Source organism: Corynebacterium sp. HMSC072D12, from assembly GCF_001813925.1.
Classification (GTDB): domain Bacteria; phylum Actinomycetota; class Actinomycetes; order Mycobacteriales; family Mycobacteriaceae; genus Corynebacterium; species Corynebacterium aurimucosum.
Genome location: NZ_KV814386.1, coordinates 46,080 through 71,356 on the forward strand (window position 1 = coordinate 46,080; position 25,277 = coordinate 71,356).

Below are 25,277 nucleotides of genomic sequence, written 5' to 3' on the forward strand. Positions count from 1 at the left end.
GATTATTGACGTCTACGGAAAGGAACTATTTGTATGTCTTCTATTGTGTTGAATCTTGATACGGATGTGACCACGTTGACCTCGCAGCAGTTGGAGGAGCTGCGTCAGGCGTGCTGGGAAAAGGATGCTGAGGTCTCACATGAGCAGAAGCGCCGTGACGCGTTGCCGTTTGTGTGGGAGGCTGAGGTGACGTCTGTAAAGACCTTGCGCCAGGTCACCTCGACGACCCCCACACCGGGTGCCGCGTACGCCACCCCGACGAGTCTGCTGGACGCCTACATCGCCGGTGATACCGTCACCGCCGACGGTAAGACCTGGTACGCGGTCGGCCAAGGTGCGATCTTTACTGCCCCAGGTCTGGTGGACCCAGTACAAGGTGAAGCGTGGAAGGAGGTCCCCGAAGACCAGGCCGGAACCGACGGGGACGGTGAAGCGGAAGCCATGGCTTAGTGGTGCTTGGGTGTTGGCGCGCCGGGAACGGGTGAGCTGGGACGGTTGGCGTGCCGGGGATTTGACTTTTTCGGCATCCCGCAGGCCGCTTTTAGTTATGTGCGTATCTCACTTGCGCGAACATCATAACGCAGCAACTTTGCATTATGTGCAAACAGCAAAAGTACTGAAAATATGCCCCTTAACCGCAGCCGAGCGGTAAGGGGCTTTCTCATACCTACACAACAGAAAGGAGTACCTTTCATGGATTGGTACAACCTAGAACCGGACAAATACAACCTATTGACCCGGCACTACACGCCCGGCCGGGGTGGTGCCCGCATCGAATTCGTCACCCTGCACCACATGGCCATGGTCGGTGATGTTGATGCCTGCGTACGCGTGTGGCAAGACCGCCCAGCCTCGGCCCACTACGCAATCAGTCCCACCGGGCACATCGGCCAAGCAGTCAACGACAAAGACACCGCCTGGTCCAATGCAAACGCCTACTCAAACGCGCGCTCCATCAGTATCGAGCACTCCAATAGTGCCGGGGCTGCGCAAGACTGGCCCATCTCACCGGCCACCTTGGAAGCCGGCGCACATCTGGTGGCCGCCATCTGCTGTTACTACGACCTCGGTCGCCCCGTTAGCGGTCGTAATGTGCGCTTCCACTCACACGAGTCCGGTGGGGCCACTGCCTGCCCGTACCACCTGCGGCCTGGACATAAGTACCACGACGGCTATATGGCTCGTTCTCAGTGGTGGTATGACCAGATGACCAAGACCACCACCCCTGCAAAGAAAGAAGACGATCTACTCATGGCATTGACTCACGAAGAACAAAAGGAACTGCTCGTCAAGACCCGGCAGATTCACAGCGCACTCTTCTCCCCGGAGCTGTCGCGCGTCGAAGGCTCCACGTACAAGGCCCCGCTGACCGAGTTCATCATGCAGACCGACCGCAAGGTCGAGGAGTTGCACGTGGAGTATCGAGGGAAGGCCTCTCAGACGCAGGAAGCGCTCGACCAACTTGCCGAATCCGTTGAATCCCATGATGAGACACATGAGGTCTGCAAGATGCCGGGGGAGGACAATGAGGAGTAAACAGTTTTGGCTCGATACTCTCGAGCGTGCAATCAAAACCCTAGCCCAAACGCTCCTGGCCTGGCTGGTGGTAGACCAGGCGATTTGGGAAATGGACTGGCAGCAGGGTCTGGGCCTTGCGGCGACCGCGACGGTGGCATCTATCCTCACGTCTGTCGCCTCGCTTAAGGTATCGTCCCCTGAGACGGCCAGCTTGGTTTATGTTGGGCGGCACAGAGCGGGTGAAGCGCATGGCCCCATGGAATGATCCAAGCTGGAAGGCGCGAATGCTAAGGCGCTTGCTTTCAGATGAGATGGGCCTCCTCATCCTGGGAGTACTCGGTACTGCGCGCGGGATAAGCTACTTTCCACCTTTGGTGAATCCTGACCGGTCTCCGGCCCACTTGCTGGAGATGGTCGCTCCGCCGCCGGTATGGGGAGTCGTATGGGTCTTAGCCGGGGCGGGGTGCCTGGCCGCCATTGCTTGGCGACGGAGCCAGCCCATCGCAGTCGGCACCATGGTCGGAATGCACTTCCTCTGGGCCTTCACGTTCGTCACGAACGGCGGTCGAGGATGGGTTACATCAATCATCTACCTGTCAGTATTCGGACTCGCCTTCTGGGGCTTTGCTCGCGGCCGACGAGAGCCAGAGCTCGTCCCTCATGAGCTTCCGGAAAGGACGCGGGCAGATCCGAGAAAGGAGTAGCTACATGGTGGCAAACCTTCTCGGTGGAGCTATCGCGGCCCTGCTTACAGGACTCTTCGCATGGCTCGCAGCTAGGGCGACAGGCCGCTCGCAGGTCGACGCGAAGAAGGTGGAGCAGGCAGGGCCGCAGTGGGAAAGCTTCTCGCAAAAAATTATGGAGCGCATGGACGCACAGCAAAAGGAAATCGACGGGCTCAAGGAGGAGGTAGGGACGCTACGAGAGAAGGTAGAAGCTATCTCCCAAAAGTACTGGCGCGCCGTCCTAGCCCTCCGGCGAATCTTTGATCGCCACCCAAAGGCCGTTGATGATGCCCAACTACCAAGAGACATCCATGAGGACGTTTTCGAAGGCTAGACTCCGATTTCGTTCTTGAAGTGTGAACCACGTGTGAACAAGCCTTGTGAACGTACTGGTCAGCCCCCATTGTGTTCTTTCTACGGATCAGAAGGTTGGGGGTTCGAATCCCTCCGGGCGCACCACCTAAACCCCCAGGTCAAACGGTACAAACGCCGGATAGTCTGGGGGTTTATTTGCGTTTTAGTCGCCTAAAAGTAGGCCCGAGTAATCCCAGGTAAACCGAAGTGGGTGCAAACACGGTGCAAACAGATTGCAAACACCGGTCCTTCACCTGGGGCTATACTTTGGCCCATGATTCAAGCGATTCTCTCCGCTATCCTGCTTTTCATTTCCTCCCTCTTCTCTTTTGTTGGCTCCTCGGAACTGCCGGGGAGCTCGGACATAGCGGAAGCTGGATCCTCACAGCGCAACATTATTACTAGCACGCCCGCAGGCTTGGTCACCGCCAATGCGCAGCAGTTGGAGTTTGTGGTGAATGCCGAGTGGAAGTCCGCACAGCAGCCGGATTCCTTCTACGTGGACTTTTGGGACCAGTACTTGGAGTTCTCCTGCGATAACGCCGGTTTCCATTTTGAGAGTAACGAGGCTAGTGAGATAGATATCACGTGGGATTTGATGTCAGACAACATCTGCTTTGGCTCGCAATCGGACGGGGCTCTCATTGACTTTCTTCAAAGACCAGTAACGGTGATGGTGGACCCCGATGCCTCCGCAACCCCTGAGCGCATTTACCTCGTGCGCGATGAGAAATCCATCGCCCTTAGCCGCTGAGACGCATATCACGCAGAGCTGAGTGAAACGCAGAGCTGAAAACAAACACAAATAAGAAGACCGGCCAGAGCCACTGGTCGGTCTTAAACGTTTTCAACTGCAAGGAGATGAATAGGTGTCAGCGCGCGCCCGAATAGTGGGCCTCGATATTGCTCGTTCCTTGGCCATCATCGGGATGATTATTCTGCACATGGCCAACCTGGTCTGGAGCACCAAAGTGGTGCTCTCTGGGCTGCCGGCGGCGGGGTTCGCCATCATTGCAGGTACCACGATGGTGATTCTTGCTCGCGACTACTCGCTGCGGGTCTTTCTCAAGCTGGTTGCCCGCGGCATGATAGTCATGCTCATCGGTGTGGCCTTGCTACCTGTGGGTGGTGAGATTCAGGTCGTTCTCGTGGTGATGGGCGCGGCAATGGCTCTTACCGCTTGGGTCCCACCGCTGGCTACCGTGTGGAAGGTTCTGCTCTTCGCGCTGGCCACCGCGGGCGCCACGGTGCTCTACGCGCCGTACACCCTCCCGCAGGTCTACCCCCTCGTGGCTTTCCTGGCGTACATGGTGGCAGGCATGCTGCTTTACGACGTCTACCTCACCCGCCCCACCCGCACCCAAGCTATTACGACCGCGGTGGCTGCCGTTGTCACCGGTATTGGCCTGTGGCAGCGCTTCAACCCGGATATCCCCGGCTGGCTGCGCTTTACCGGGCATACGGGTGTGCTCGGTGAAATCCTTCTCTCCGTGGCAGTCACCGCGGTGGTGCTGCACCTGTGTTTGATCATCGGCCGTCAGCTACCGCGCTTGGCTTTCCCCTTCGCAGCATTGGGCTCGATGTCGTTGACCATCTATATCCTGCACATTCTCACCGCTCGTTATTGGCAGGCGAACGTTTCGCTGCACAACACCACGGCGGCACTGGGCTTTGTGCTCGCGTTCCTTCTGTTGAGCGCGCTGTGGAAGAAGTTCTGTGGAAAGGGTCCGGCCGAGAGGGTCGTGGCTTGGGCAATCAAGGAGGTGGCCGCGTAATGACGGCACGAAAGATAACTGCTGTTCTGGCCAGCTCTGTGGTCGTGGGGCTGGGCGCTGCACCGGCCATGGCCTTGGAATTTGCACAGCCCGCTCCCCAGTCGGAGGAAAGCGCTGCCGTGGCTGCGCTGCGCATGGGCAAGATCGGAAACTTCGGTGATTGCACCGGCACGCTGGTGGCTGAGCAGTGGGTGCTGACCGCCCGCCACTGCTTGGAGTCCGTCAACAACGAGGGCTCGCAGGCACGTTTTGGCCAGGGCAAGGACACCCGTGTCTATGACGTGGACTCCTGGGCTGTTTCGCCGACTATCGACGCCGGCCTCATGCACCTGACCGAGCCCGTCAAGGGCGTTAAGCCCGCCAAGCTCGCGGACGCTGTTCCTACCGCTGGTGAGAAAGGCCACTTCTACGGCTGGAGCAGCAGCTCCCGCATGGCCCGCAAAGGCCAGCTGCCGATGGCTGAGATGGAAGTAGGTGAATTGCTATCCGGCGGCACCCCGCCGGCGAGCCCAGACGAGTCCGGTGAGAAGATGACACCGGTGGCGCCGGGCGATTCCGGGGCCATGGCTCCTGGCGACATGGCTGTGCCTGCCCCCGGTGGAATGGTCGCTCCCGCCCCCGACGCATCCGACGCGCCCCAGGTGATGAAGGGCGGCGACATGCCAGAGATCGCCGTTGGACCCGACGGCGCGGAAAGCATCCCAGCTGGTGAGCTTGGGGGAGTGGGCCCGATGATTGCCGCTGCCATCATGGACGTGAAGTCCCTTAATGGTGAGGGCATGCAAGGTGGCGACTCAGGCGGACCGTTCTTCGTCGACGGTCGCCTCGTCGGCGTGGCCACGGCTGGAACGTCGAATGCGGACCCGGATCTGCCTTCCCCGACCGCGGCGATTACGTCGGTGGTCGAGGTCCGCGATTGGATCGAGGACGTCACCAGCGGCCACGATACCGACGGCGTTCTCAACGCCGATAACTCCCCGGCGCCGCCGGCAACGATGCAGGTCAGTGCGCCCGTCGCTCTAACGGCCGGCGTGACCGGGGTGGTGGGCCTGATCGTGATTGCCATCGCTTCGCGCCTGCTCAACCGCAAGTCTGTCGCCGCGCGGAGTACCAACTAGGCTGAATCTCCATGAAGGAGAAACTCGTTCCGTGTCTCATCGCTGGTGCCATCCTCGGCCTAGTTCTGTGGCTGGCCTCCGGCATGCTGTGGTTACTGCCGGTGGGCCTAGCGGCGGGCCTTGCTGGCTACCCGCTGCTGGGCATCACACGCGATGAGTCCCAAGCCCGCAAGCGCCGCGACGACACCTTCCGCGACTAAGCGCCCCACGCCGCTCCACGCCACCGCACTACGCTGCCGCGCACGCTGCTTCACGGTCGGTCGCTAGATGGCCCCCACAAACCGTCGACACATGGCGCCCCACAAAAGGCATCCGCTAGAAGTCGTTTTAGGGGCCAAAAACGCCATGTGAACACCCCAAAAGGCGTTTTCTCGCCTGAAAACGCCTTTTGGCAGATGCCATCTGCAAGATGCCTTTTGCTAACTGCGGGCTGCCCCGTGGACAGAACCGCCTTCCGGCTGATATTCGCTGTCAGAGCGGGCTAGAAGATCTCGATGCGCCCGCCCAAAGACTCGGTCTGGCGCAGCTGCGCCACCCAGTTCGGCGCGCCCGGGTGCAAACGCAAGACCGGGCGAGACGAGATCTTCACCGGGGAGACCGATTCCTTCCGAGCGCCGGACCGGGCTTCGATGCGGGTGCGGGCGCGGAAGCCAGCGTCGGCAAGCGCGGCGATGGAAGGCTGCTCCGAGGCCAGCGAGTCGCGCGCATCGTGCAGCAACTCAAGGGCCTCGTCGAGGGCCTGGATCAGCGCCGTCGAGTTGGTCTCGCACATCTGGCGCACCAGGTCCGGGCGTGTTCCTGCCACGCGGGTTCCGTCCTTGAAGGAGCCAGCCGCCAGGGACTGCGCCAGAATACCGCCATTATCGCCAACCACCGCGAGGGTCTCCGCCAGCACGTGTGGCAAGTGCGAAATGCGGGCGACCGCGGCATCGTGGTTCGCCACACGCACCGGAACCGCCTCAGCGTGAACCATCTGGGTCATGCGGACCACGTCGGCAAAAATGTTCTCCCATTCGGTGGGGATGCGCTCGCCGCGCGCATCGCATTCAGCGGCGTAGTCGTAGGTGATAACCCAAGCAGCGCGGTTGAATAGTCCGGTGTGGGAGTTCTCCCAACCGGACTTGGAGGTGCCGGCCATGGGGTGGCCGCCCACGTAGCGTGACTCCATGTTGCGCTCCACGATGAGCTGGCGAACCTCGGCCTTGACCGAGACGACATCCGTCAGCCCGCAGCTCGGGGCGTGTTCCTGAATGACGTCGAGGACCGAGGCAACCGCATCCATGGGCACCGCGATGACGATGAGCGCATTGTCCTCCTCGGCGCGGCGCAGGATAGCCGGCAGATCATCGGTGACGTCATAGCCCTGCTTAATGGCCGTTCGCGCACCAGAAGTCGAGTGGTTATAGCCGTACACGGAATGGCGTGCAGCAGCTAGGTCTCGCAGGAGGGAACCTCCAATGAGACCGAGGCCGATAATGCAGACGGGGCGTTGAACATCTTGAGAACTCACGGTGACAATTGTCGCACAATCCGACTAATCTGACGAGGTATGAGCCACGACGATCTGTCCTTTGCTATCACCGTCACCAGCGCCGAAGGCGCGTGGGTGATTCGCCCCTTCAAGGATGACTTTACCGACGTCAACACCTCCATCAAGGCGGTGCGCAACCTGCGTTCGGAGGGAGCGGCATTTGCGCTGTTGTGCGTGGAGGATGATTATTTCGTCGTCGTGCGCCCGGTGCCGGGGGATGTGCGCATGCTGCTTTCCGACGCCACCTATGCCTCCGAAGACGATTTCGCCGCGGATTTCCTGGACCTGCGCGATATCGATATCCCGGATTTGGACGAAGACGAGTGGGAGGACGCCGACCCGTACGGTGACGGTGACTTCGACATCTTCGCGGACCTCGGCCTCGATGAGGACCAGGTGGGCTACATCATCGACAACGATGAGGACTGGCCTTCCGATATGCTCCTGCGCATCGCCGGCGAGCTGGGCTTTGGTGATGAGCTGGAGGATTTCATCGACGGCCTCGACTCGGATGATTCTTAAACCAGCGGCGGGGCTGGTCCGCGCGGAGTCTCGCATGCGTCGCGCCCTGGAGGTCGCACGCACGACGCCGGTGGGGGATATCCCGGTAGGAGCCGTGCTGTACGACGCCTCCGGTAACGAACTCGCCACCGGCGTTAACCGCCGCGAGCAGCTGAATGACCCCACCGCGCACGCAGAGGTGGAAGCCATCCGTCAGGCGGTGCGCGTGCATGGCGATGGCTGGCGGCTGGAAGGCTGCGAGCTGGTCGTCACCCTGGAACCCTGCGCGATGTGCGCTGGTGCGATTCAGGCTTCCCGGGTGTCCTCGGTGGTCTTTGGTGCCTTTGAGCCGAAGACGGGGGCGTGTGGTTCGCTGGTGGAGGTATTGCGCGCCCCTGGCGCCCTGCACGTACCGGAGGTACGCAGCGGTGTGCTGGAGGAAGAGTGCGCGGAGCTGCTCACAGGCTTCTTCGGGGGTCTGCGCGGAAGCAGCGAGTAGCCCTGAGTTGGGACGTGGTCTCGGATCCACCTTCCGATTCGCGTGTAGGCTGGGTGGTCCACGTGAGAGACGTAGAAAGTAAGGAGAAAACCATGGGTGATTTCGAGAACAAGAAGGACGAGTTTGTTGGCAAGGCTAAGGAAGCCGCTGGCAACGTAAGCGACAACGAGAAGCTGGAGAACGAGGGCAAGGCCGACCAGGTCACCTCTGAGGCCAAGCAGAAGGCTTCCGACGCCGTTGAGGGCGTCAAGGATAAGGCCAACGAGGTCATCGGAAACCTCAAGGACTAATTCCTAGCCTTAAGTAGCTGAATCGCTGTCCCGCCGCCTGGCGTGGGCAGCGATTTTGTCGCTCGGGGCTACTCGACGTAATCTGGAACGCGGTGGCGTGTCCGAGCGGCCGAAGGTGATCGCCTCGAAAGCGATTGTTGGGTAACCCCCAACCGCGGGTTCAAATCCCGCCGCCACCGCCACATCCGGCACTCCAGTTCTTAGCTCTGGGGTGCCGGTCTTTTGTGTTTTAGAAGCCAGCTCGCCCTCTATCAACATCTCTTTGGAAATCCAGCGCGGCTTGGCGCGCCTCGGGGTCGTGGTCTTCCGTACGCTTGTGTATCCGCCGGCTCATCATGCCCGCTGGGATGGCAATGAGAAGGATGGCCGCGATGGCGACGATGACGAAAGTAGACATGGTGGTGCTCCTAGAGTATTTCAGTAATTCCGTATTGTAGCGCTGGCCACACTCTGGAGGGGTCGTTGAACTCTTACGAGACCGTTAGGGCTTCACAGCCCAACTGGTTAAACTGGTGCACATTCGTGTCCACCACCAAAGCTTCCGCGAGCAATAATCGCGCATGTGAAGGGGAATTTCCGTGGCAAAGCTGCTCTACCACCTAGGCCGCTGGTCTTACATCAACCGATGGAAGGTCATCATTGCCTGGATCTTCATCGTGGCGGCCGCGGGCGGAGCGACCTTGAGCTTGATGAAGCCGATGACCACGGAGTACTCCATCAGCGGCACGCCCGCTATTGATGCCACCCGCCGCGCGGTGGAGCTCTTCCCGGAGAACGGTAACCCGGCCAATGCGCCGTCGGTCAACCTCGTCTTCAAGGCCCCGGAAGGGCAGAAGCTCAGTGACCCGCAGAATAAAGAAGCGGTCGAGGACGTGGTGCACCACATTGCAGAAGGCTTGGATATCCCGGAGGGCAGCCAGCAGCGCTGGGGTAACCCGCTCGACGTATCGCCAGCACTGCAGCAGCAGGTCATCGAGCAGTTCACCTCCATGGGCTTGCCGGAGGAGACCGCACGGGCGGATGCCGACAACCTGGCCATGGTCAATGCCGATGAGACCATTGCTTATACCACCTTCGATTTTGACGCGGAGAGCCCCTATTCGGTGGACCCCGCGGATAAAGACGTGGTCCATGAGGCCATGGATATCGGCCGTGCGGTGGGCTTGGAGGTAGAGGCCGGCGGCGCAGGCTTCGGTGATGAAATCCAGGTCAACTCGATTTCTGAGGTCATCGGCCTGGCCGTGGCGTTTATCGTCCTCATCATTACCTTCGGTTCCTTGGCTTCCGCGGGCATGCCGCTTATCTCCGCGGTTGTGGGGGTGGGGCTCGGTGCGATGGGCGTCATGATCGCGACCCACTGGATGGAGCTCAACAACCTCACCCCGGTGCTGGCCGTCATGATTGGCCTGGCCGTGGGCATCGATTATGCGCTGTTCATCATGTCGCGTTACCGGCAGGAGCGCTCCCGCATGGACGGGCCGGATGCCGCCGGCATGGCCGTTGGTACGGCGGGTTCCTCGGTGGTCTTTGCCGGTGCGACGGTCTTCATCGCGCTCTTCGCCCTACTGGTGGCACGCATTAGTTTCTTGACGGCGATGGGCCTGGCGGCTGCGGGCACGGTCTTCATGGCCGTGCTTGTGGCGCTGACCTTGGTGCCCGCGATGCTGGGCCTGCTCGGTGATAAGGCCTTCGCCGGGCGCATCCCCGGCGTGGCCGGCAACCCCACGAAGCGCCGACCGCGCCGCACGAAACCAACGATGGGCAACCGTTGGGTGCGCACGGTGCAGCGTGTCCCCGGTGTCGTCATGGCCTTGGTGGTGCTCGGCCTCGGTGCTTTGACCGCTCCGGTTCTGCACATGGAGCTGGCGCTTCCGGCGGATACCACGTCTAATCCGGATACCACCCAGCGCAAGGCGGCGGACCTGCTGTCCGAGGGCTTCGGCCCCGGCATCAACGGCCCCTTCTTAGTGATCGTGGATGGCGCTAACGCCAACCCGGATTCCGCGGCTTTGCAGCCCTATATCCAGGGTCAGGAGGGCGAAGAGGATGAGCAGAAGAAGGCCGCTCTTTCTTCCTTTATGTATTCCGTGCAGCGCCTGAACCAGGTCGGCGGGGTCAAGCACGCCCAGTTGGTGGGCGTGAGCAAGGATATGAAGGCAGCGCAGATCATGGTCAGTCCCACTACCGCGCCGACGGATGAGGCCACGGTTGGCACCGCCTCCGCTTTGCGCACCGCCAGCGCGGAGCTGGAGGATGCCACCGGTGCCGAGATCGGCATGACAGGCCTGACTGCGGTGCAGCTCGATATCACCGAGCGCCTTGAGGAAGCCATGGGGCCATACCTTGCCATCGTGGTAGGCCTGGCCATCTTCCTGCTGTTGGCGGTGTTCCGTTCCATCTTGGTCCCATTGGTGGCGGGCTTAGGCTTCCTGCTTTCCGTCGGCGGTGCCTTCGGCCTGACCGTGCTGGTGTGGCAGGACGGTCTCACCGGCCTGGTGCCCGCGCCGGGCCCGCTGATTTCCTTCATGCCCATCTTCCTCATCGGCGTGACCTTCGGCCTAGCCATGGACTATCAGGTCTTCCTGGTCACCCGCATGCGTGAGCACTTCTCCCGCTACCCGCAGGGCAGCGGTGGCAAGTACAGCAAGTACAACGCCAATGATGAGGCCACCATCGCCGGCTTTACCGCCGGTGCCCGCGTGGTCACCGCCGCGGCCATCATCATGATTTCCGTCTTCGTGGCCTTTATCAGCCAGCCGCTGCCCTTCATCCAGATCTTCGGCTTCGCGCTGGCGGCGGGCGTGCTTTTCGACGCCTTCCTAGTCCGCATGTCGCTTGTCCCCGCCACCATGTTCCTCATGGGGCACACCACCTGGTGGATGCCGAAGTGGCTGGACAAGCTGATCCCACAGCTCGACATCGAGGGCACGGCGTTGGAAGAAGAATGGGAGCGCAAACACGCGGCAGCATCCCGTGAAGCAGAGGATAAGGCAGCGCAGCCCGTAGAATAGTTCCCTATGACTCACCCTAAGCCGCAGCTTGAGACCGACCTTTCCTTCGACGTGAAGAAGGAGCTAGATTTAAGCGGTCCAGCACAACCGGGAAAGCACGGCCGCACCGGTGTTATCCATACCCCGCACGGTGATATCCAGACCCCGGCCTTCATCCCGGTGGCCACCAAGGCCACGGTGAAGACGCTGACCCCGGAGCAGATTCGCCTCACCGGAGCCCAGGCTATCTTGTCCAATGCCTATCACCTCTACCTGCAGCCGGGCCACGACATCGTGGACGAGGCCGGTGGCGTGGCTGCCTTCGAGAATTGGCATGGGCCGACGTATACCGACTCAGGCGGATTCCAGGTCATGTCCCTCGGCGTGGGTTTCAAAAAGGTCCTCGCCATGGACGTGGCGGACCTAACGGACTCCGATATCCGTGCGGCCAAGAAGGAGCGTATGGCGCAGGTCGATGAGGATGGCGTGGATTTTAAATCCATCATCGACGGCTCCACACACCGCTTCACCCCAGAGGTCTCCATGCAGATCCAGCATGGCTTGGGCGCGGACATTATGTTTGCCTTCGATGAGCTCACCACGCTCGTGGATACCCGCACCTACCAGGAGGAATCCGTCGAGCGCACGCGCCGCTGGGCGCAGCGCTGCCTGGATGAGCACGACCGGTTGACGCTCGCCCGCGGCCCGCAGAAACCGCGCCAATCCCTGTGGGGCGTGGTGCAGGGCGCGCAGTATGAGGACCTGCGCCGTCAGGCCGCGCGCGGGCTGGTGGAGCTCTCCGATCGCGCCGAAGCGAATGGCCGTCGCGGATTCGGTGGCTTCGGCATCGGTGGCGCATTGGAGAAGGAGAACCTGGGCACGATTGTGGGCTGGGTATGCGATGAGTTGCCCGTCGATAAGCCCCGGCACCTGCTGGGTATCTCTGAACCGGATGACATCTTTACCGCCGTTGAGGCTGGTGCCGATACTTTCGACTGCGTGGCGCCGACCCGCCTGGCGCGCCGCGGTGGCGTCTACACCCTTGATGGCCGCATGAACCTCACCAATGCACGCTTCAAGCGTGACTTTGCTGGTGTGGATGAGGAATTCGGCGGCTATGTGTCGGAGAATTACTCCCGCGCCTACCTCCACCACCTGCTCAAAGCCAAGGAATTCTTGGCTGGCACGCTGTGCACTATCCACAACCTGGAGTTCATGATCCGCCTGGTAGATAACATTCGGGAGTCCATCGACGGCGGCTATTACGAGGCTTATCGCGATGAATTCCTGGGGCGCTATTACGCCAAGTGACCGGTGACGATGACGTTGTACTCCAAGTCTGATGTGCCGTCCACCGCACACGCAATGAGCACGATACGCCCGGGGACCTCGGTATTCATGAGGTCGGCGTCGCTGCCCAGCTGCTCCTTATCAACCAGGAAGGCGTTATCCACGATCCACTCGCGCCCGGCACCGCCCTCGGAGGTCATGCGGATGTGGGAGCCGTTGAGGATGGGCGTCGTAAAGCGCTGCACCTGCGCCCCGTCGAGGCCCTCCACGGCGGTGGGGTTGCTCAGATCAACGTTGGCGGTGACCACCTCGGAGAAGGGGTTAAATACCAGTTTTTGCTGGCCCCAGGCATGGCCCAACACGTAGGTGGTACCCTGCTCCGCTGTGGCGGGGGACTCGCCCCAGTCTTGTACCCATCGCACCATGGTCTCTTGCGGCCCTGCGGGGTTGAGGGGCACGACGAAGGGCATTGAGTCATAGGTCGCGCCCGTGATGGTGGCTGGGCCGTCCATCTCAAACGTGCCGGTCAGTGCGGGTGCCGGGCCCTCATTGAGCGGCGGCGGGGTAGGGGTGGTGCTGGGTGCTGTGCTTGGCGACGCCTCACTGCTCACCGCCGTCGTTTCCGGTGCCGCGTGGCTCGTCGTTTCAGGCGACGGGTCTTCTTCCGTCCCCGCCGAGCACGCCACAAGACTTAAGGCTGTGGCCAGGCCAAGGATAGGGAGGAGTGAAGTTCGTCGATGCTTATGCATCGTAGATGTCCTTCCGGTGGCCAATAGCGAATACCTCAATCGTTACTTTCTGGTCGTGGATGTACGCCAGAATGCGGTAAGAACCGACCCGATAGCGCCATTCGCCTGAACGGTTTGAAGTCAACCCTTTTCCGAGAGCTCGAGGGTCTTCGCAGCCTTCGAGGTTCTTTTGGATCCACGTCACGATGATTCGCGCATCGAATCGGTCAAACTTCTTTAGCTGTTTGCGGGCTTTCGACGTGAATTCGACGTGATATGAAGTAATTCTCTCCGGCATCTTTAGAGATCCTCGAGGACCTCATTAAGGCTAAACCGTTCGCCAGAATCCTCTGCCATTGCTGCGCGCAGTTCCTGAAGGTCGTAGTAGTCTTCGACCCGTTCTAAAAGCGCTGCTCGGGCAAAATCAGATATTGTACGGCCTTCAAATGTGGCTAGATTTCGAACGAGTTCAGCGTCGTTATCATCCATGCGAATTGTCAAAGTAGCCATATTTCCTCCTTAACCATCGTGAATACATTGTATTCAATGGGGAGAGTAAAGGGAAGAGAGAAATAGTCCCCCTCAGCACAGTGTGTGCCAAGGGGGTGAAAATTCGGGACGGGTAGCTGTTGCTGTTACTGAGGCTGTGTTGCCGTAGAGGTTTCGGCCTCGTCGATAGGTGCGTAATCCTCGCGGCGCTTGACCCAGGAGATAACCAGCGTGGTTAGCGGAAGCATGATGACCTCGCAGGCGGTCTTCCAGAGGAAGCCCACGATGACGTAGTTCAGGAAGCCACTGAAGGAATCGATGCCGATGACCGGTGCTGCGATGGCGCAGAACAGCAGGGTATCGCCGAATTCGCCGACGACGGTGGAAGCAACAAGGCGGGCGATGAGACCCTTCTCGCCTGAGCGGGCCTTCATCTTGACCAAGGTGAAGGAGTTGAGCAGCTGGCCCACGACGTAGCCGACGAGGGAAGCCAGCAGGATTTGCGGGACGAGGCCCAGCGTGGCGGCGAAGGCTTCCTGACCTTCGTAGAAATCAGCCGCGGGCAGCCAAATTGCAATATAAAAGGAAACTGCGGCCAGAAGCGCCATGGCGAAACCGATATAAACGGCGCGGCGGGTGGACTTGAAGCCATAGCACTCAGAGAGAACATCGCCCACGATATAGGCGATGGGGAAGAGGAAGAAGGCGCCATCGGTGATGAGTGGGCCGAGCTGGACGCCCTTCGTGGCGTTGATGTTCGAAATGAGGAAGGTAACGACGAACACCGCGACCAGCCACGGGTACAAGGTGGAATGTACCGGGATGAATCGGATGCTCTCGCCACCGTTTGTGGTGGTTGCGGTTGCCGATTGAGTTGTCATGGAACAGCATTTTTCCACGAAACTGGGGGAAGCAGAAATGGGGAGTGCTCCCTCACCCGGCTGTTTCCTGAGAACCTGCAGCGGAACTGGCTGTTTCGGGGGTGCGCTCTCGGTGCTGTGCCCATAAAGATCTATGAACTGGGCAGAAATAATGCACGCAGTATGGCATTCTTTTGCTTGCAACGTTTTCGTATTCCCTGAACGTTTCCTGTCTATTGTGTGCATGGCGCGCGCTCGAAGAGATTCGGGCGCGTTCGAATTTCGAGGCCAGAGAAAGACACGTCATGTCAGGGGGTGCGGCTACCTTGGTTTCTGGTCCTTAGAGCTTTCCGGCGGATCTTCTACCTTCTGCGTCGCTAGATGGGGAAGGTACCAGGTTCGCCGGTGGCCCAACTTCGTATTAGGGAAGGTCATCGATATGACGTTTGGTTCCCCAGGCTCGTCACCACAGTTTGGCGGGCGTCCGCCGCAAGGAGCTGATCAACCAGGTGGAGGTTCCGGGTTCGGTGCGCCCAGTGGGTCTGGGGGCTTCGGTGGCTTTGGAGCCCCCAATCCGGCCCAGAACCCCGCGCAGAAGCCTTCCCCCGGTGCTGATTTTGGCCAGGGCTCTGGTTTCGGTTCTGCCCCCAATCCGGCGAGCCCTGCGGGGAATAACCCAGGTTCGAGTGCAGGCGGCTCCTTTGGCGCGCCGGGCTCGTCTGATGGTTTCGGTGAATCCTCGCCCGCACCGGATTACCGCCGTCAGGTGACTGCACCGACCAGCCCAACGAAGGGGCCATGGCCGCTGCTCATCGCCGCTGGCGTTTCTGCGGTTATCGCGCTGATCCTGTTGGTGATCGCGCCGCTCATCGCTTCGCCGACACAGACTGTGTTCTTTGTCCTGGCTATCGGTGGATGGCTGCTGGCCGGAATCGTGTCCTTTATTCTCTTGGGCCTGTACACGCTGAAGAACACGCAGCGTCAAGCCGAGACCTTTTATGTTGAGGACACCACGCAAACCTTGCTCTACCGCATCATCATGGGTGGAAGTTTTGTTCTTGTCATTATTGCTGCGGTGGAAATCGCCTTCTACGTAGGAAAGGCGGTTGGCGCCTAATGAAGAAGTTCACTCGAGTTCTTGCCCTATCCGCGGCGATGGCAATCGCTGGCTTCGGTGGCAGCCTGGGAGCGGTAGCGCAGGACGCTCCGCCGCCACCTCCGGAAGCTCCTGAAGCCCCAGAAGCTCAGCCGGAAGAACGCCCTGAGGGAATCGGTTCCGAATCCTCGCTCTCAGAAGTCTCACAAAAGAACTTGTCTGATTTCGGCTCCTGTATTGCCAGCGAGAAATCTGCAGACCTGCTTTTCGTTCTTGACCAATCAGCGTCGTTGGTGGGGTATGAGGGCTCGCAGCCGACGGATGCCGATGCCTTCCGCGTTGATGCCACGGCGGACATCGTAAAGCAGCTGGCCAACCTCGGTGAAGACAATGGCGCAGACATCAACGTGAAACTCGCCGGCTTTGGTTCTGACTATTACAGCGATCCGGCCGAGTACGGTGGATGGACCAACGTCTCCGGTAACGGCGATGCCCTGCAGGGGGAATTGGACAAGTTCCGCAAGGAGGACCGCGTAGCGGACCTCGAAACCAACTACGGCGCGGCCTACAAAGGCGCGTTGAAGGAACTGGCTTCTCACCAAGGCAGTAGCTGCCGCGGCATCGTGTTCTTTACCGATGGCAAGTACTACACGGATGCCGAAGCCAACGATCTCCAGGGTGCGCAGGACAAGCTGTGTGAGGTCAATTCCTCTGTCACCGCGTTCCGCAACTCCAATATTCGCCTCTTCAACGTGGGCCTCGTTCCGGCTGCGGAAGCCCAAGATCAGGTTCGCCAGCTCACCCGCATGGCGGAGGGCGAAGACTGCGGTCAGGGTGCCCCGAACGGTGCATTCTTTGACGCGGGTGAGGACCCAGCAGCGCTGTTCGCGGCTTTCCGTAACCTCATCCCCACCTCAGGTGGTGTGACCAAGGACGGCAACTTCAAGGACCAGTTTGATTTCGTCCTTGATAACTCCGTGTCCCCTGTGCGCTTGTCGGCGGTGCCGAAGAATTCGGTGGATGAAGGCGAGCTCATCCCAACGTTGACTGGTCCCGATGGCGAAACCGTGGAGCTCAAGCCGGATACCACCAGCGTCGCCGGTGCGAAGGTTTCTGTCACGGAGAACAACAAGCTGCCGGGCATGGTTGATATCGCCATGGAAAAGGACGGCGATGCCTGGGCAGGCGCGTGGACTTTTGGTTACAAGGTGGCTGAGGGCACGGAAGGCGAGTACCTCGCATCCGTCGTCATGGTGCCGGGCCTCAACCTAGACCTCAAGACCGAAGATGGGGCCAAGGTAGAAGGCGGCATCAACTCTGACCAGATCCTGAAGGGACAGTTGGTCGATGGCAAGGGCGAGCCGCGTGCACTAGAGGGTGAGGGAACCCTGTATGCGGAGTTCGTACCAGAGGACGGCTCCCCGGTCACCCTCGTGGAGAATGCGCCGATCACTGATGGGCAGCAGGTAGATATTCCGCTGGAGAAGGTGGAAAACGCAGCATCCGGTCAGTTGCTCACCCGCGTGGAGATCACCACTAAGGACACCGGTGAGCGTCCGGGCTCGAAGCTGGATCCCATCAATGCAGAAACGCCGTTGACCGTTACCCCGGTCAATATGCCGACGGTGGGCTCGGCGCAGACGATCACCATGACGGAGAAAGAGATTACCGTCGACGTTCCCGTGACCGGCCCCGGCAAGGTGTGGGTAGCGGACCAGACCATGGATTCTGAGGGCGGAATGCTTCCCGCAGGAGTTCCTTCCGTTGCGGTGAGTTCCAAGCACAACTCGGAAGATTCCGCGCTCGAGCTTTCCAAGGATGAGAAGGCGACCATCCCGGTAACCCTCAGCGTGGAAGAGATGGCGGATGGCCCGCTGCGCGTGGAGCCGGTCATTAACCTGCAATCTGCTGAAGACAACCAGCAAATGGAGCTGCCGTTGACGCTGCAGGGTTCCATGACCGCACCATTGAGCAAGTCTGCTTTTGGCTTTTCCTTTGTCCTGGCGGTACTGCTAGCACTGCTGATTCCGCTGGCCATCCTGTACTTCATGAAGTGGTTTAGCGGCCGCATTCCGGAAAAGCCCCGCATGTTTGCGAAGACCATCCCGGTACGCCGTGATGGTGCGAACCTCGTGCGTACCGATAACGGCCGCCCGTTCGCGGTGTCCAAGGAAGAGTTCCAAGGTGCCGTTCCGGTGGAAGCCTCTGCACGTTCTGCCCGCTTGGGCAGTAATGACGCCAAGGTAAAGATGGGGCTGAGCCCCTTCACTGCCGCCCACGTGGAGGTCCAGCGCGATGGCACTATTTCCGGTAAGGGCAAGAAGTCCGGTTACCGGGCAGTGTTGCCGCTTGCGGTGCAGAATACGTGGTTCTTCATCGGCAACAAGAAGGACCGCGATTCCGGCGAGATTGTTATGACCATCGATACGTTGGCGCAGGCCAGCGCATATGACGAGATGTCCAAGGAGATCAGCCGCCAGGCCCTGCAACTCTTTGACCAAGTTGAATTCCCAGCCGAAGAGGCTGAGCAGGCACAGACGCCGCCGCAGGCAGGCCAGCCGGGGCAGCCGGTCCAGCAGAACCAGCCTGGCTCCCAGCCGCCGAGCGGTCCGCCGCCGCAACGCGCCCCGCAGCAGGGTGCTCCGCAACCTGGGGCTCCCCGCCCTGGTGGGCAGCAACAGGCACCGCAACCCGGTGGTTTCGGCCAGTCCCAGCCTTCGGGCCCATCACCGCAGAGCCAGCCAGGCCGCGCTGCTGAGCCGGGGCGCCCCGGCTTCGGTGGAGCACCACACTTTGGTGGTGGATCTGGTTTCGGCGGCGGCCCGAGCTTTGGCCAACCGGGCCAGCAGCGCCCAGACAATCCTGGTAACCCTGGTAATAACGGCGGCTGGCCCCCAGCCCCGGGATTTGGCTCCCAGGGTTAAGCCGGCAGAGCAGCACACAACAGACATAAACAGCACAGAAGCGAACCTCCCCTTCGAAAGGTAGTTAAAGATGAAGAAGTTCCTCGTCGTCGGTTGCGGTGGCTCCGGCGCCAAGACACTGGCGTTCATGATGGACCAGCTCAAGGCCGAGCTGCGAAGCATCGACCCGGACATGACCGAGTTGCCCAAGGCCTGGCAGTTCGTCAACATCGATGTGCCGCTCGAGGAGGAGGCAGGCCCGCAGAAGCTGCCGAATGTTACCCAGAATGGCGGCCACTACGTGGGCATTGGTGCTCGCCAGAACTACAACACCTTCGATGAGGGCGTGTCCAGCATCCTGGGCCGTGCCGGCAAGCTCGGTGAGATCGCAACGTGGGCCACCCGCAACCCCTCTACCAATGACGTGAAGCTGGCTGATGGCGCCGGCCAGTACCGCGCGATTGGCCGTATGCTGACCCTGCCGAATCTCAAGAAGATCCGCCAGTCGCTCAAGGAAGCGGTGGATGAGATGTTCACGCAGGAGGCAATCCAGGAGCTCAACCGCCTCAACTACAAGCAGACCAAGCTGGACACCGATACCGGTGATTCCCAGCCGGTTGTCCTCGTTGTCTCCTCCATGGCAGGTGGCGCGGGCGCCTCGATGTTCTTGGATGTGTGCCGTGTACTCACCACTATTCCGAACGTGAACCCGCAGGGCACCCTCATCTTCATGTACACCCCGGAAATCTTCGCCGATAACAAGGCGGATGACATGGCCGGCGCGTGGCCGAACTCGCTGGCTATGTTCGGTGAGGTTGTCGCCGCACAGATGGGTAATGCGTATGATCACGACCGCGCTATCTTTGAGGCCTTCGACATGGGAACCCCGCCGGAGGGGCAGACCTTCGGCCGTATTTTCCCCATTGGTTCCAAGATGGGCACCACCAGCGCTCGCTTCGGCGATGGTTCCGCCATGTCCATCTACCGCGGCTTGGGCCGCGCGTTGGCGGGGCTGATGGCTTCCACCAAGGCCAGCGATAACCTCGTGTCCTACGCGCTGACTAACACCCCGGCCGGTGATGGCGGCCGCCGTTTCTTCGGTTGGGATCGCCCGGACGGCACGCCGTGGGGGCGCCTGCCCTGGGGTTCGCTGGGTTATGCCCAGGTTTCGATGGGCCGTGACCGCTTTGCCGAATACTCTTCCCAGCGCCTTGCCCGCAGCGCCTTCGAGCGCCTCTTCAACGGCCACCTCGATCCGCAGAACCCCGAGGCCGGCGAGATGCAGATTGCGAAGAAGTTGGAGGAGCGCCTGCCTAGCGCCTTTAGCTCTATGACGCTTGATCCTTCCTGGGCACAGGGCGGACAGATCGATAGCGGTAGCGTCTGGAACTGGCTCAACAGTGTGTTCGGTGGCCAAGCCCAGCAAGCCGCGGACAGCGCCGCGAAGCACCTGCAGAACTTCATTCCGGTGGGCCAGGGCCGCAACGTCAACGAATGGCGCGAAGAGTTTGAGGGCAACATGGCCGATCCCCGCAATGAGCAGGCCATCGCATCGGTTCTGAACAATGCTGCGTATGACATTGTTTACCGCTACGCCAACTTCTTCAGCGATGGTGTCCTCGCCACCGTGGAGTCGGAGCTGGCTGCGGTGGGCGTGCCCTATGTGCGCGAGATGCTCTCCAAGATCACGGATGTGCTCACCAACTCTGACCGTCTCCTGCCGTGCCTGTCTGAGTACTCTGGCTACTACCAGAACACCCGCGTGTTGGCGAAGCCGGAAGGCGCGGATCCAATCCTCAGCCCGCTGACTGGCAAGGGCCAGATGACGGACCCGACTCCTACGGTTAATGCTCTGATGGGTCTGTACTTCAACCAGTTCTACAGCTACGCCCTTATGGCCATTGCGCACCTGCTCAAGGATGTCCTGCAGGACTATGCCGATGAGAACCTCTTCCACCTTAAGCGCGAGCTGGGGGATGCCCACGCGGTGTTGGAGAAGGCCGTGTCAAAGCGCCCGGAGACCAACAAGTTGGCCGACGTCCGCACAGACGAGGTCAACTCGTGGCCAACAGAGCTCGATGAGGTCGTGGAAACCCGCTTCAAGGGTGCCGAGAACGAGATCATGCTGACTGATGTCAACACCTTCATTTCGGACTACCGGGACCAGATGTTGCGTACCATCCAGGGCCAGCAGTCCACCTCGGATGTCACCAATTACGAGCAGGCTTATCCCTTTGCGGTGCGTGCGGTCATCCGCGGTGAATGGGAGTCGCTCGATGCGGCCCAGGCGCCGAATGACACCCTGGCCCCGCAGAAGCGTACCAACGATGCCTACTCCAACCGTGCTGGTTGGGTGTCCAAGTACCTCTCGCGCCATCCGCAAAGTGGTGAGTCCCGCGAATCGCAGCGCGCGCACTACCACGCTAAGATCCGCCCGACTGATCTGCTGGAGCGCTCGCGCCAGTGGATTAACCGCCGTGATTATGAGTTCCAGAAGTTCAACTCGGTGGATCTGCGCCGCTACCTCACTCTTACCCCGGACATCAACGAGGTCGAGCACGCTGAGCGCCAGCGCCGCTTCATCGAGGCTTTCCAGCTGGCCCTGAGCTATGCCCGCCCGTTGGCTGCTGTTAACGACGACATGGTTCAGCGCATCCACGGCAAGTCCGTGCAGTACACCTACTCCTTCTCCGATATCCCATTTGCGGAGCTTGGCTCCGCAGAAACTGGCATTGCCTCCCAGCTGGAGTCGGTGCTCAGCCGCCCGGAGATTGACGGGCCTTCCACGGTGGCTCTGCGCAACTCGCTAAACATGTCGGATCACGTTCAGCACATCGAGATCTTCGGTTCCTACCCCAACTACTCGCCGATCGTCTTCTCTTCGATGTTCAACTACATCGCCAAGGACATCGAGAAGCAGGACAATTTCGATGGTTCCTGGTGGTCGGAGCGCCGCACCCGTCCGCTGCCGGCAGCCCTGCCGCTGACGAAGACGGAGCGTCAGGCCATGGTGGCGGGCTGGATCATCGGACGCATTACCGGCCGCGTTTACATTTCCAACGCCGATGCAGCCAATGCGGCAGCCCACATCTTCGATGACACGGATGGTGGCGTGAATGGCTGGGTTGATTTCCCGGATCCGCTGCTTATCTCGCCGCGCCGCATGATCAAGAAATCCGACTGGATGCCTTCGGTTCTGGAGTCCATCTTCATCGCCTACGCGAAGGTGCAGGAAACCGGGCGCTACGGATTCGCTTCCTCGCTCTACCCATACCAGCTGTTGCGCGGGCTTTTCGACGACGGCCTGGACTTCGCCCATTCCGGTGCATCCACGCACCCGGTGGTTCACCGCCTCGCGCAGTTCTTGGCATCCGGTGAAGCTCCGAACCGCGGAGTCATGGGTACCTCCATCCAGGACCGCTACGAATCCTTCGTGGAGGAGCTGGATAAGTTCACCCGCGGCGCAGATCACTTTGTGCCGGGCCACACCAATTCCTTGCCGGGACAGGGACGGAAGGAAAAGCCCTTTGCGGAGGTACGCTCCCGCGAGGTCGCATCGCATACGCCGTACTACCGTGACTTGGCGCTGGACGTCATCGAGGTAGTTCCGGTTATCCGCAACTACCTGAACCAGGCCAAGACTGTGGCGGAGAATCCCGTCGCCCAGCCTGCCCCGCAGGTGCGTAGCTCCGATTCCGGCTTTGGCCAGGACGTCGCACCGGAATTCAACCTCAACGACCTGGATGACACCTTCTAATGACGAACGTAATCTTTTTCGGACACGGCGCCACGGCGGATGATATCCGTTCGCGTCTTAGTGATTTGCGTGCGGTTGGCCTTCTGCAGGACTTCCTTTGGATTGACTATGCCCACCCCATCAACGGGGCCGTTGTGCGCTCCTTTACGGAGGAGGGCACGGCGCGCTTGTCGACGCTCGACGATGCCCTCCGCAGCTTCAGCGGGGACGTCCTCCTCGCCACCATTGACCCGATGGATGCGGCACAGCCGCAGGACGTCGCCAAGCTCACGGAGTGGGTCGGGGCCGTCGATCAGCGCCTGATTCAAGCCTCCAACCTGCGCGTGCGTCTGTTGTTGTCAGCTCTTCCGCGCGAGAGCGTGGACATCGCTCCGCTGCAGGGCTGGAGTAACCTCGTGCTCTCCCCAGAGGAGGGTGGAACCCCGGCCTCCTCGCGTATTCGCCCCATCAAGCGCACTGCCAACGGTTTCGAGCTTGCACAGTTTGCAGCCCCAGCCGTAGCCAGCATCTTCGGTTTGTGGCGCGGCATGCCCGAGCCGGCAGTGCTGGACCCGGATACGCATCGCGTCATCGAGACCGGTGACCGGCAGCGCTTCCGTTTGGTGCGTGCCTTCCACCGCACCATCGATGCCGGTGATATTGAGGACAAGGTCAGGAAGGCCGTCTTCGATCCCGGCCAGCGCCTACCGCAGCCGCAGGTCAATAACATTTCTCGCGCCGTGCACTACGCCAATCCGGAGCAGCTGACGGATCAGTGCGCCCAGATGTTCATCAACCAGGAGATTTCCCCGTTGGTGAGCGCTCCGACCGCTTATGAGGAGCTGCAGTCCCACAAAGTCAGCGGCTGGGCGGCGTTGAAGGATAACCTGCGTTTGTACTGGTCCACCGTGGTGGGCAAGCCGCAGGATTGGGTCGAGGGCCAGCGCGGTGCAATGAACAAGAACGCGGCTACCTTCCTGCAGAAGATGCTCTACGGTGCGGACTCCAGCGTGGAGGTCGTCTTGGCCGGGCACTCCGGTAAGGGCAGCGGTGCGACGAGCGTCGACGAGCTGCGCCAAGCCAGTGAGCACACCATGCGAGTTGCCCGCGAGCAGCAGTTCTCCTTGGGCCAGGAGCCGCAACTCTCGCGCACGTGGGAGGCCTATCACGATTATGCGCTGGGGCTTGTCGATGGATCCTGGCGCGACAGCATCGACACCAAGGGGCTGCGCAATAACCAGGGCAACATGTACATCGTGCAATACGGTGGCCAGTCCGTGCAGGATGTCAGCGCTTCTTTCGAGGGCTTCCATCCGCTCATGACCAGCACTCTGGGCTATACGCACGAGTCCCAAGCAACCGTCGCGCCTTTCGATCCGGTGGGTGCCGAGCGCTTCGCCGCCGATATTGAGTACACCAGCCAGCAGACCCGCAATGAAGCTGTCAGCCGCAAGAAGCACGAGTTTGCTTCGTGGCGAGCAAAGAACAGCACCACCTTCGCGTGGAAGGTGGGCCAGGGCCTGTGGGAGAAGCTGGGGCACGCCCAGCAGAAGTACCGCGACGCACACGCCAAGGCACGTGAACTGCAAGAGTTGGCCAACAGCTTCCAAGCGCGTGACTTCAACGCGGAGAACAAAGCGCTGACCCGAAAGCTGCGCACGATGTGGATTGTGTTCTTCGTAGTGCTTGCTCTGATGACCTACATGGTGGCCGGCCGCTACAACCCGGACTTGCCGTTGGGTGAGTACCTGCAGTGGTTCGACTGGCCGTGGTACGTCGTGGGCATCATCCTGGCTGTTCTTCTTTTCCTTGTGTGTTCTTGGGCGGTCTTTACCAAGGCTCAGCGTGAGATCTTTGACTACGTGCAGCGCCGCAAGCTGTTGAACCGCAACCAAGAGATCGCCGCGCAGAATCTGGCGACGGCCTCGGCCGAGATCTCGCGTATCTCTAATGCCTATAACCAGTTCCTGAGCTGGTCGGCATTGCTGGGCCGCGCTATCTACGCGCCCTTTGGGCGCAAGGAGACGTCGAGCGATCACCTGCGGACGCCGCAGTCGGGCCTTCCGGAGAACGCTCGCATTGCTCAGGCCGTGCTCAACCGCGATGATGCCGTGCGCATGACGGATGAAATCCGCTCCCACATTTTCCAGACGGAGTGGGCACACCGCTCGCTCAAGTCCCTCCTCGATGACATGAATGACACCTTTGAGCGCAACCGCACTGGCCACTCGGCCGTGGCGCTCAATGAGATGTGGGGCATGGCTGGCCTCGGCTCCAGCACTGCGTTAGATAACCTATCGCGCAGCCTTGACCACCCTTATATGCAGGACCGCGACCTCAAGCAACAGGAATGGCAGAAGGTCATTACGGATCCACGCATGGCCCGCAGCTTGCAGCAATACCTCAGTCGCGTGACCTTCCGCGAGGAAGGCGGCAGCCGCGTTCAGAGCACCGCCGAGTTCCTCGACGGCATGAACCAGGAAAAGGGTGCTCTTCAGGCCTTTAGCCCCAATGCGCTGACCAATGCGGGCGGCGCTGAAGGATATACCGAAATCGACGGCTCGCGCACCCGCATCGTGGAGGTGGACAGCCAGACCGCACTGACCAGTCAGCTCTCACGTTCTGTGACCGTGGTGCAGTACGGAAGGATCACTGATTTCAAGTACCTGATCCCGGATGCGGCGTCTGGTGCTCCGTCCTTTAAGGATTCCTCGGACTTCTCCTTGGATGATCTGGATGACATGGACCACATGGGCTTCAAGTCGCCGGGGCAGAGCAATAGCGAAAGCCCGACTGCGCAGCCGTCGTTTGGCCGGCCGGAAGCGCCGGACCTCTCAGACCTCGACGAAACTTTCTGACGAGACCTTCTTAAGG

23 protein-coding genes and 1 tRNA gene are annotated in these 25,277 nt (G+C 60.6%); 18 read left to right on the plus strand and 6 right to left on the minus strand.

Features of this window, described 5'->3' with window-relative positions:
- Positions 1 to 33: 33 nt before the first annotated feature.
- The 8 genes from HMPREF2943_RS03105 to HMPREF2943_RS03145 all read left to right on the plus strand — a co-directional run bounded on the left by HMPREF2943_RS03105 (position 34) and on the right by HMPREF2943_RS03145 (position 5,690).
- Entirely contained in the window at positions 34 to 450 is a 417-nt protein-coding gene (locus tag HMPREF2943_RS03105) for a hypothetical protein (protein WP_070710779.1), read from the plus strand.
- Positions 451 to 693: 243 nt separating this feature from the next.
- Positions 694 to 1,536, plus strand: coding sequence for a peptidoglycan recognition protein family protein (locus tag HMPREF2943_RS03110; RefSeq protein WP_083315641.1), 843 nt, complete (start codon positions 694 to 696; stop codon positions 1,534 to 1,536).
- Entirely contained in the window at positions 1,526 to 1,783 is a 258-nt protein-coding gene (locus HMPREF2943_RS03115; RefSeq protein ID WP_070710780.1) for a holin, read from the plus strand. The genes HMPREF2943_RS03110 and HMPREF2943_RS03115 overlap by 11 nt, the downstream gene beginning before the upstream one ends.
- A gap of 443 nt (positions 1,784 to 2,226) precedes the next feature.
- Positions 2,227 to 2,577 (plus strand): hypothetical protein, encoded by a 351-nt coding sequence (locus HMPREF2943_RS03125; RefSeq protein WP_070710782.1) that lies wholly within the window; start codon positions 2,227 to 2,229, stop codon positions 2,575 to 2,577.
- 294 nt (positions 2,578 to 2,871) lie between these two features.
- Positions 2,872 to 3,351 (plus strand): hypothetical protein, encoded by a 480-nt coding sequence (locus tag HMPREF2943_RS03130; RefSeq protein WP_070645455.1) that lies wholly within the window; start codon positions 2,872 to 2,874, stop codon positions 3,349 to 3,351.
- Positions 3,352 to 3,466: 115 nt separating this feature from the next.
- Positions 3,467 to 4,372, plus strand: a complete 906-nt coding sequence (locus HMPREF2943_RS03135; RefSeq protein ID WP_070645453.1) for a DUF418 domain-containing protein — start codon at positions 3,467 to 3,469, stop codon at positions 4,370 to 4,372.
- On the plus strand, positions 4,372 to 5,490 hold the full coding sequence (locus HMPREF2943_RS03140; RefSeq protein WP_070710783.1) for a trypsin-like serine protease: 1,119 nt from the start codon (positions 4,372 to 4,374) through the stop codon (positions 5,488 to 5,490). The genes HMPREF2943_RS03135 and HMPREF2943_RS03140 overlap by 1 nt, the downstream gene beginning before the upstream one ends.
- Before the next feature lie 11 nt (positions 5,491 to 5,501).
- Entirely contained in the window at positions 5,502 to 5,690 is a 189-nt protein-coding gene (locus tag HMPREF2943_RS03145; protein WP_070710784.1) for a hypothetical protein, read from the plus strand.
- 281 nt (positions 5,691 to 5,971) lie between these two features.
- Here the strand turns inward: HMPREF2943_RS03145 and HMPREF2943_RS03150 are convergent, their stop codons facing one another.
- Positions 5,972 to 7,000 (minus strand): prephenate dehydrogenase, encoded by a 1,029-nt coding sequence (locus HMPREF2943_RS03150; RefSeq protein ID WP_070710785.1) that lies wholly within the window; start codon positions 6,998 to 7,000, stop codon positions 5,972 to 5,974.
- A gap of 39 nt (positions 7,001 to 7,039) precedes the next feature.
- Between HMPREF2943_RS03150 and HMPREF2943_RS03155 the strand changes: the two genes are divergently transcribed.
- The 4 genes from HMPREF2943_RS03155 (at position 7,040) to HMPREF2943_RS03170 (ending at position 8,493) form a co-directional block, all read left to right on the plus strand.
- Positions 7,040 to 7,543, plus strand: a complete 504-nt coding sequence (locus tag HMPREF2943_RS03155; RefSeq protein ID WP_070444279.1) for a tRNA adenosine deaminase-associated protein — start codon at positions 7,040 to 7,042, stop codon at positions 7,541 to 7,543.
- A gap of 34 nt (positions 7,544 to 7,577) precedes the next feature.
- Complete coding sequence (locus tag HMPREF2943_RS03160; RefSeq protein ID WP_010188404.1) at positions 7,578 to 8,021, plus strand: nucleoside deaminase; 444 nt, start codon at positions 7,578 to 7,580, stop codon at positions 8,019 to 8,021.
- A gap of 92 nt (positions 8,022 to 8,113) precedes the next feature.
- The gene (locus tag HMPREF2943_RS03165; RefSeq protein ID WP_010188406.1) at positions 8,114 to 8,311 is read left to right on the plus strand and encodes a CsbD family protein; all 198 of its coding nucleotides are present in this window, start codon (positions 8,114 to 8,116) and stop codon (positions 8,309 to 8,311) included.
- A 91-nt stretch (positions 8,312 to 8,402) separates the two neighbouring features.
- Positions 8,403 to 8,493: transfer RNA gene (locus HMPREF2943_RS03170), tRNA-Ser, on the plus strand.
- Between the two features lie 47 nt (positions 8,494 to 8,540).
- On the opposite strand, the gene HMPREF2943_RS12475 is transcribed toward HMPREF2943_RS03170, so the two are convergent.
- Entirely contained in the window at positions 8,541 to 8,708 is a 168-nt protein-coding gene (locus tag HMPREF2943_RS12475) for a hypothetical protein (RefSeq protein ID WP_168163157.1), read from the minus strand.
- Positions 8,709 to 8,889: 181 nt separating this feature from the next.
- On the opposite strand from HMPREF2943_RS12475, the gene HMPREF2943_RS03175 reads away from it, so the two are divergent.
- Together HMPREF2943_RS03175 and tgt are read left to right on the plus strand one after the other, a co-directional pair.
- Positions 8,890 to 11,322, plus strand: coding sequence for an MMPL family transporter (locus HMPREF2943_RS03175; protein ID WP_070710786.1), 2,433 nt, complete (start codon positions 8,890 to 8,892; stop codon positions 11,320 to 11,322).
- Between the two features lie 6 nt (positions 11,323 to 11,328).
- On the plus strand, positions 11,329 to 12,612 hold the full coding sequence (gene tgt, locus HMPREF2943_RS03180) for a tRNA guanosine(34) transglycosylase Tgt (RefSeq protein ID WP_010188410.1): 1,284 nt from the start codon (positions 11,329 to 11,331) through the stop codon (positions 12,610 to 12,612).
- On the opposite strand, the gene HMPREF2943_RS03185 is transcribed toward tgt, so the two are convergent.
- The 4 genes from HMPREF2943_RS03185 to HMPREF2943_RS03200 form a co-directional block, all read right to left on the minus strand.
- Entirely contained in the window at positions 12,600 to 13,340 is a 741-nt protein-coding gene (locus HMPREF2943_RS03185) for a sortase family protein (RefSeq protein ID WP_070710787.1), read from the minus strand. The genes tgt and HMPREF2943_RS03185 overlap by 13 nt on opposite strands.
- Complete coding sequence (locus HMPREF2943_RS03190) at positions 13,333 to 13,617, minus strand: type II toxin-antitoxin system RelE family toxin (RefSeq protein WP_070444271.1); 285 nt, start codon at positions 13,615 to 13,617, stop codon at positions 13,333 to 13,335. Before HMPREF2943_RS03190 ends, HMPREF2943_RS03185 begins: the two co-directional genes overlap by 8 nt.
- Before the next feature lie 2 nt (positions 13,618 to 13,619).
- Positions 13,620 to 13,829 (minus strand): type II toxin-antitoxin system RelB family antitoxin, encoded by a 210-nt coding sequence (gene relB, locus HMPREF2943_RS03195; RefSeq protein WP_070444269.1) that lies wholly within the window; start codon positions 13,827 to 13,829, stop codon positions 13,620 to 13,622.
- A 125-nt stretch (positions 13,830 to 13,954) separates the two neighbouring features.
- On the minus strand, positions 13,955 to 14,689 hold the full coding sequence (locus tag HMPREF2943_RS03200) for a queuosine precursor transporter (protein WP_070444267.1): 735 nt from the start codon (positions 14,687 to 14,689) through the stop codon (positions 13,955 to 13,957).
- A 418-nt stretch (positions 14,690 to 15,107) separates the two neighbouring features.
- On the opposite strand from HMPREF2943_RS03200, the gene HMPREF2943_RS12600 reads away from it, so the two are divergent.
- From HMPREF2943_RS12600 to HMPREF2943_RS03220, 4 genes are all read left to right on the plus strand, one after another.
- Positions 15,108 to 15,785 (plus strand): PMP-22/EMP/MP20 family protein, encoded by a 678-nt coding sequence (locus HMPREF2943_RS12600; protein ID WP_246817259.1) that lies wholly within the window; start codon positions 15,108 to 15,110, stop codon positions 15,783 to 15,785.
- On the plus strand, positions 15,785 to 18,688 hold the full coding sequence (locus HMPREF2943_RS03210) for a VWA domain-containing protein (protein WP_070710788.1): 2,904 nt from the start codon (positions 15,785 to 15,787) through the stop codon (positions 18,686 to 18,688). Before HMPREF2943_RS12600 ends, HMPREF2943_RS03210 begins: the two co-directional genes overlap by 1 nt.
- A 70-nt stretch (positions 18,689 to 18,758) precedes the next feature.
- Positions 18,759 to 22,424: a tubulin-like doman-containing protein gene (locus tag HMPREF2943_RS03215; RefSeq protein ID WP_070444263.1), complete on the plus strand. Its 3,666-nt coding sequence runs from the start codon at positions 18,759 to 18,761 to the stop codon at positions 22,422 to 22,424.
- Complete coding sequence (locus tag HMPREF2943_RS03220; protein ID WP_070444262.1) at positions 22,424 to 25,261, plus strand: AAA family ATPase; 2,838 nt, start codon at positions 22,424 to 22,426, stop codon at positions 25,259 to 25,261. Before HMPREF2943_RS03215 ends, HMPREF2943_RS03220 begins: the two co-directional genes overlap by 1 nt.
- The last annotated feature ends 16 nt before the right edge of the window (positions 25,262 to 25,277 follow it).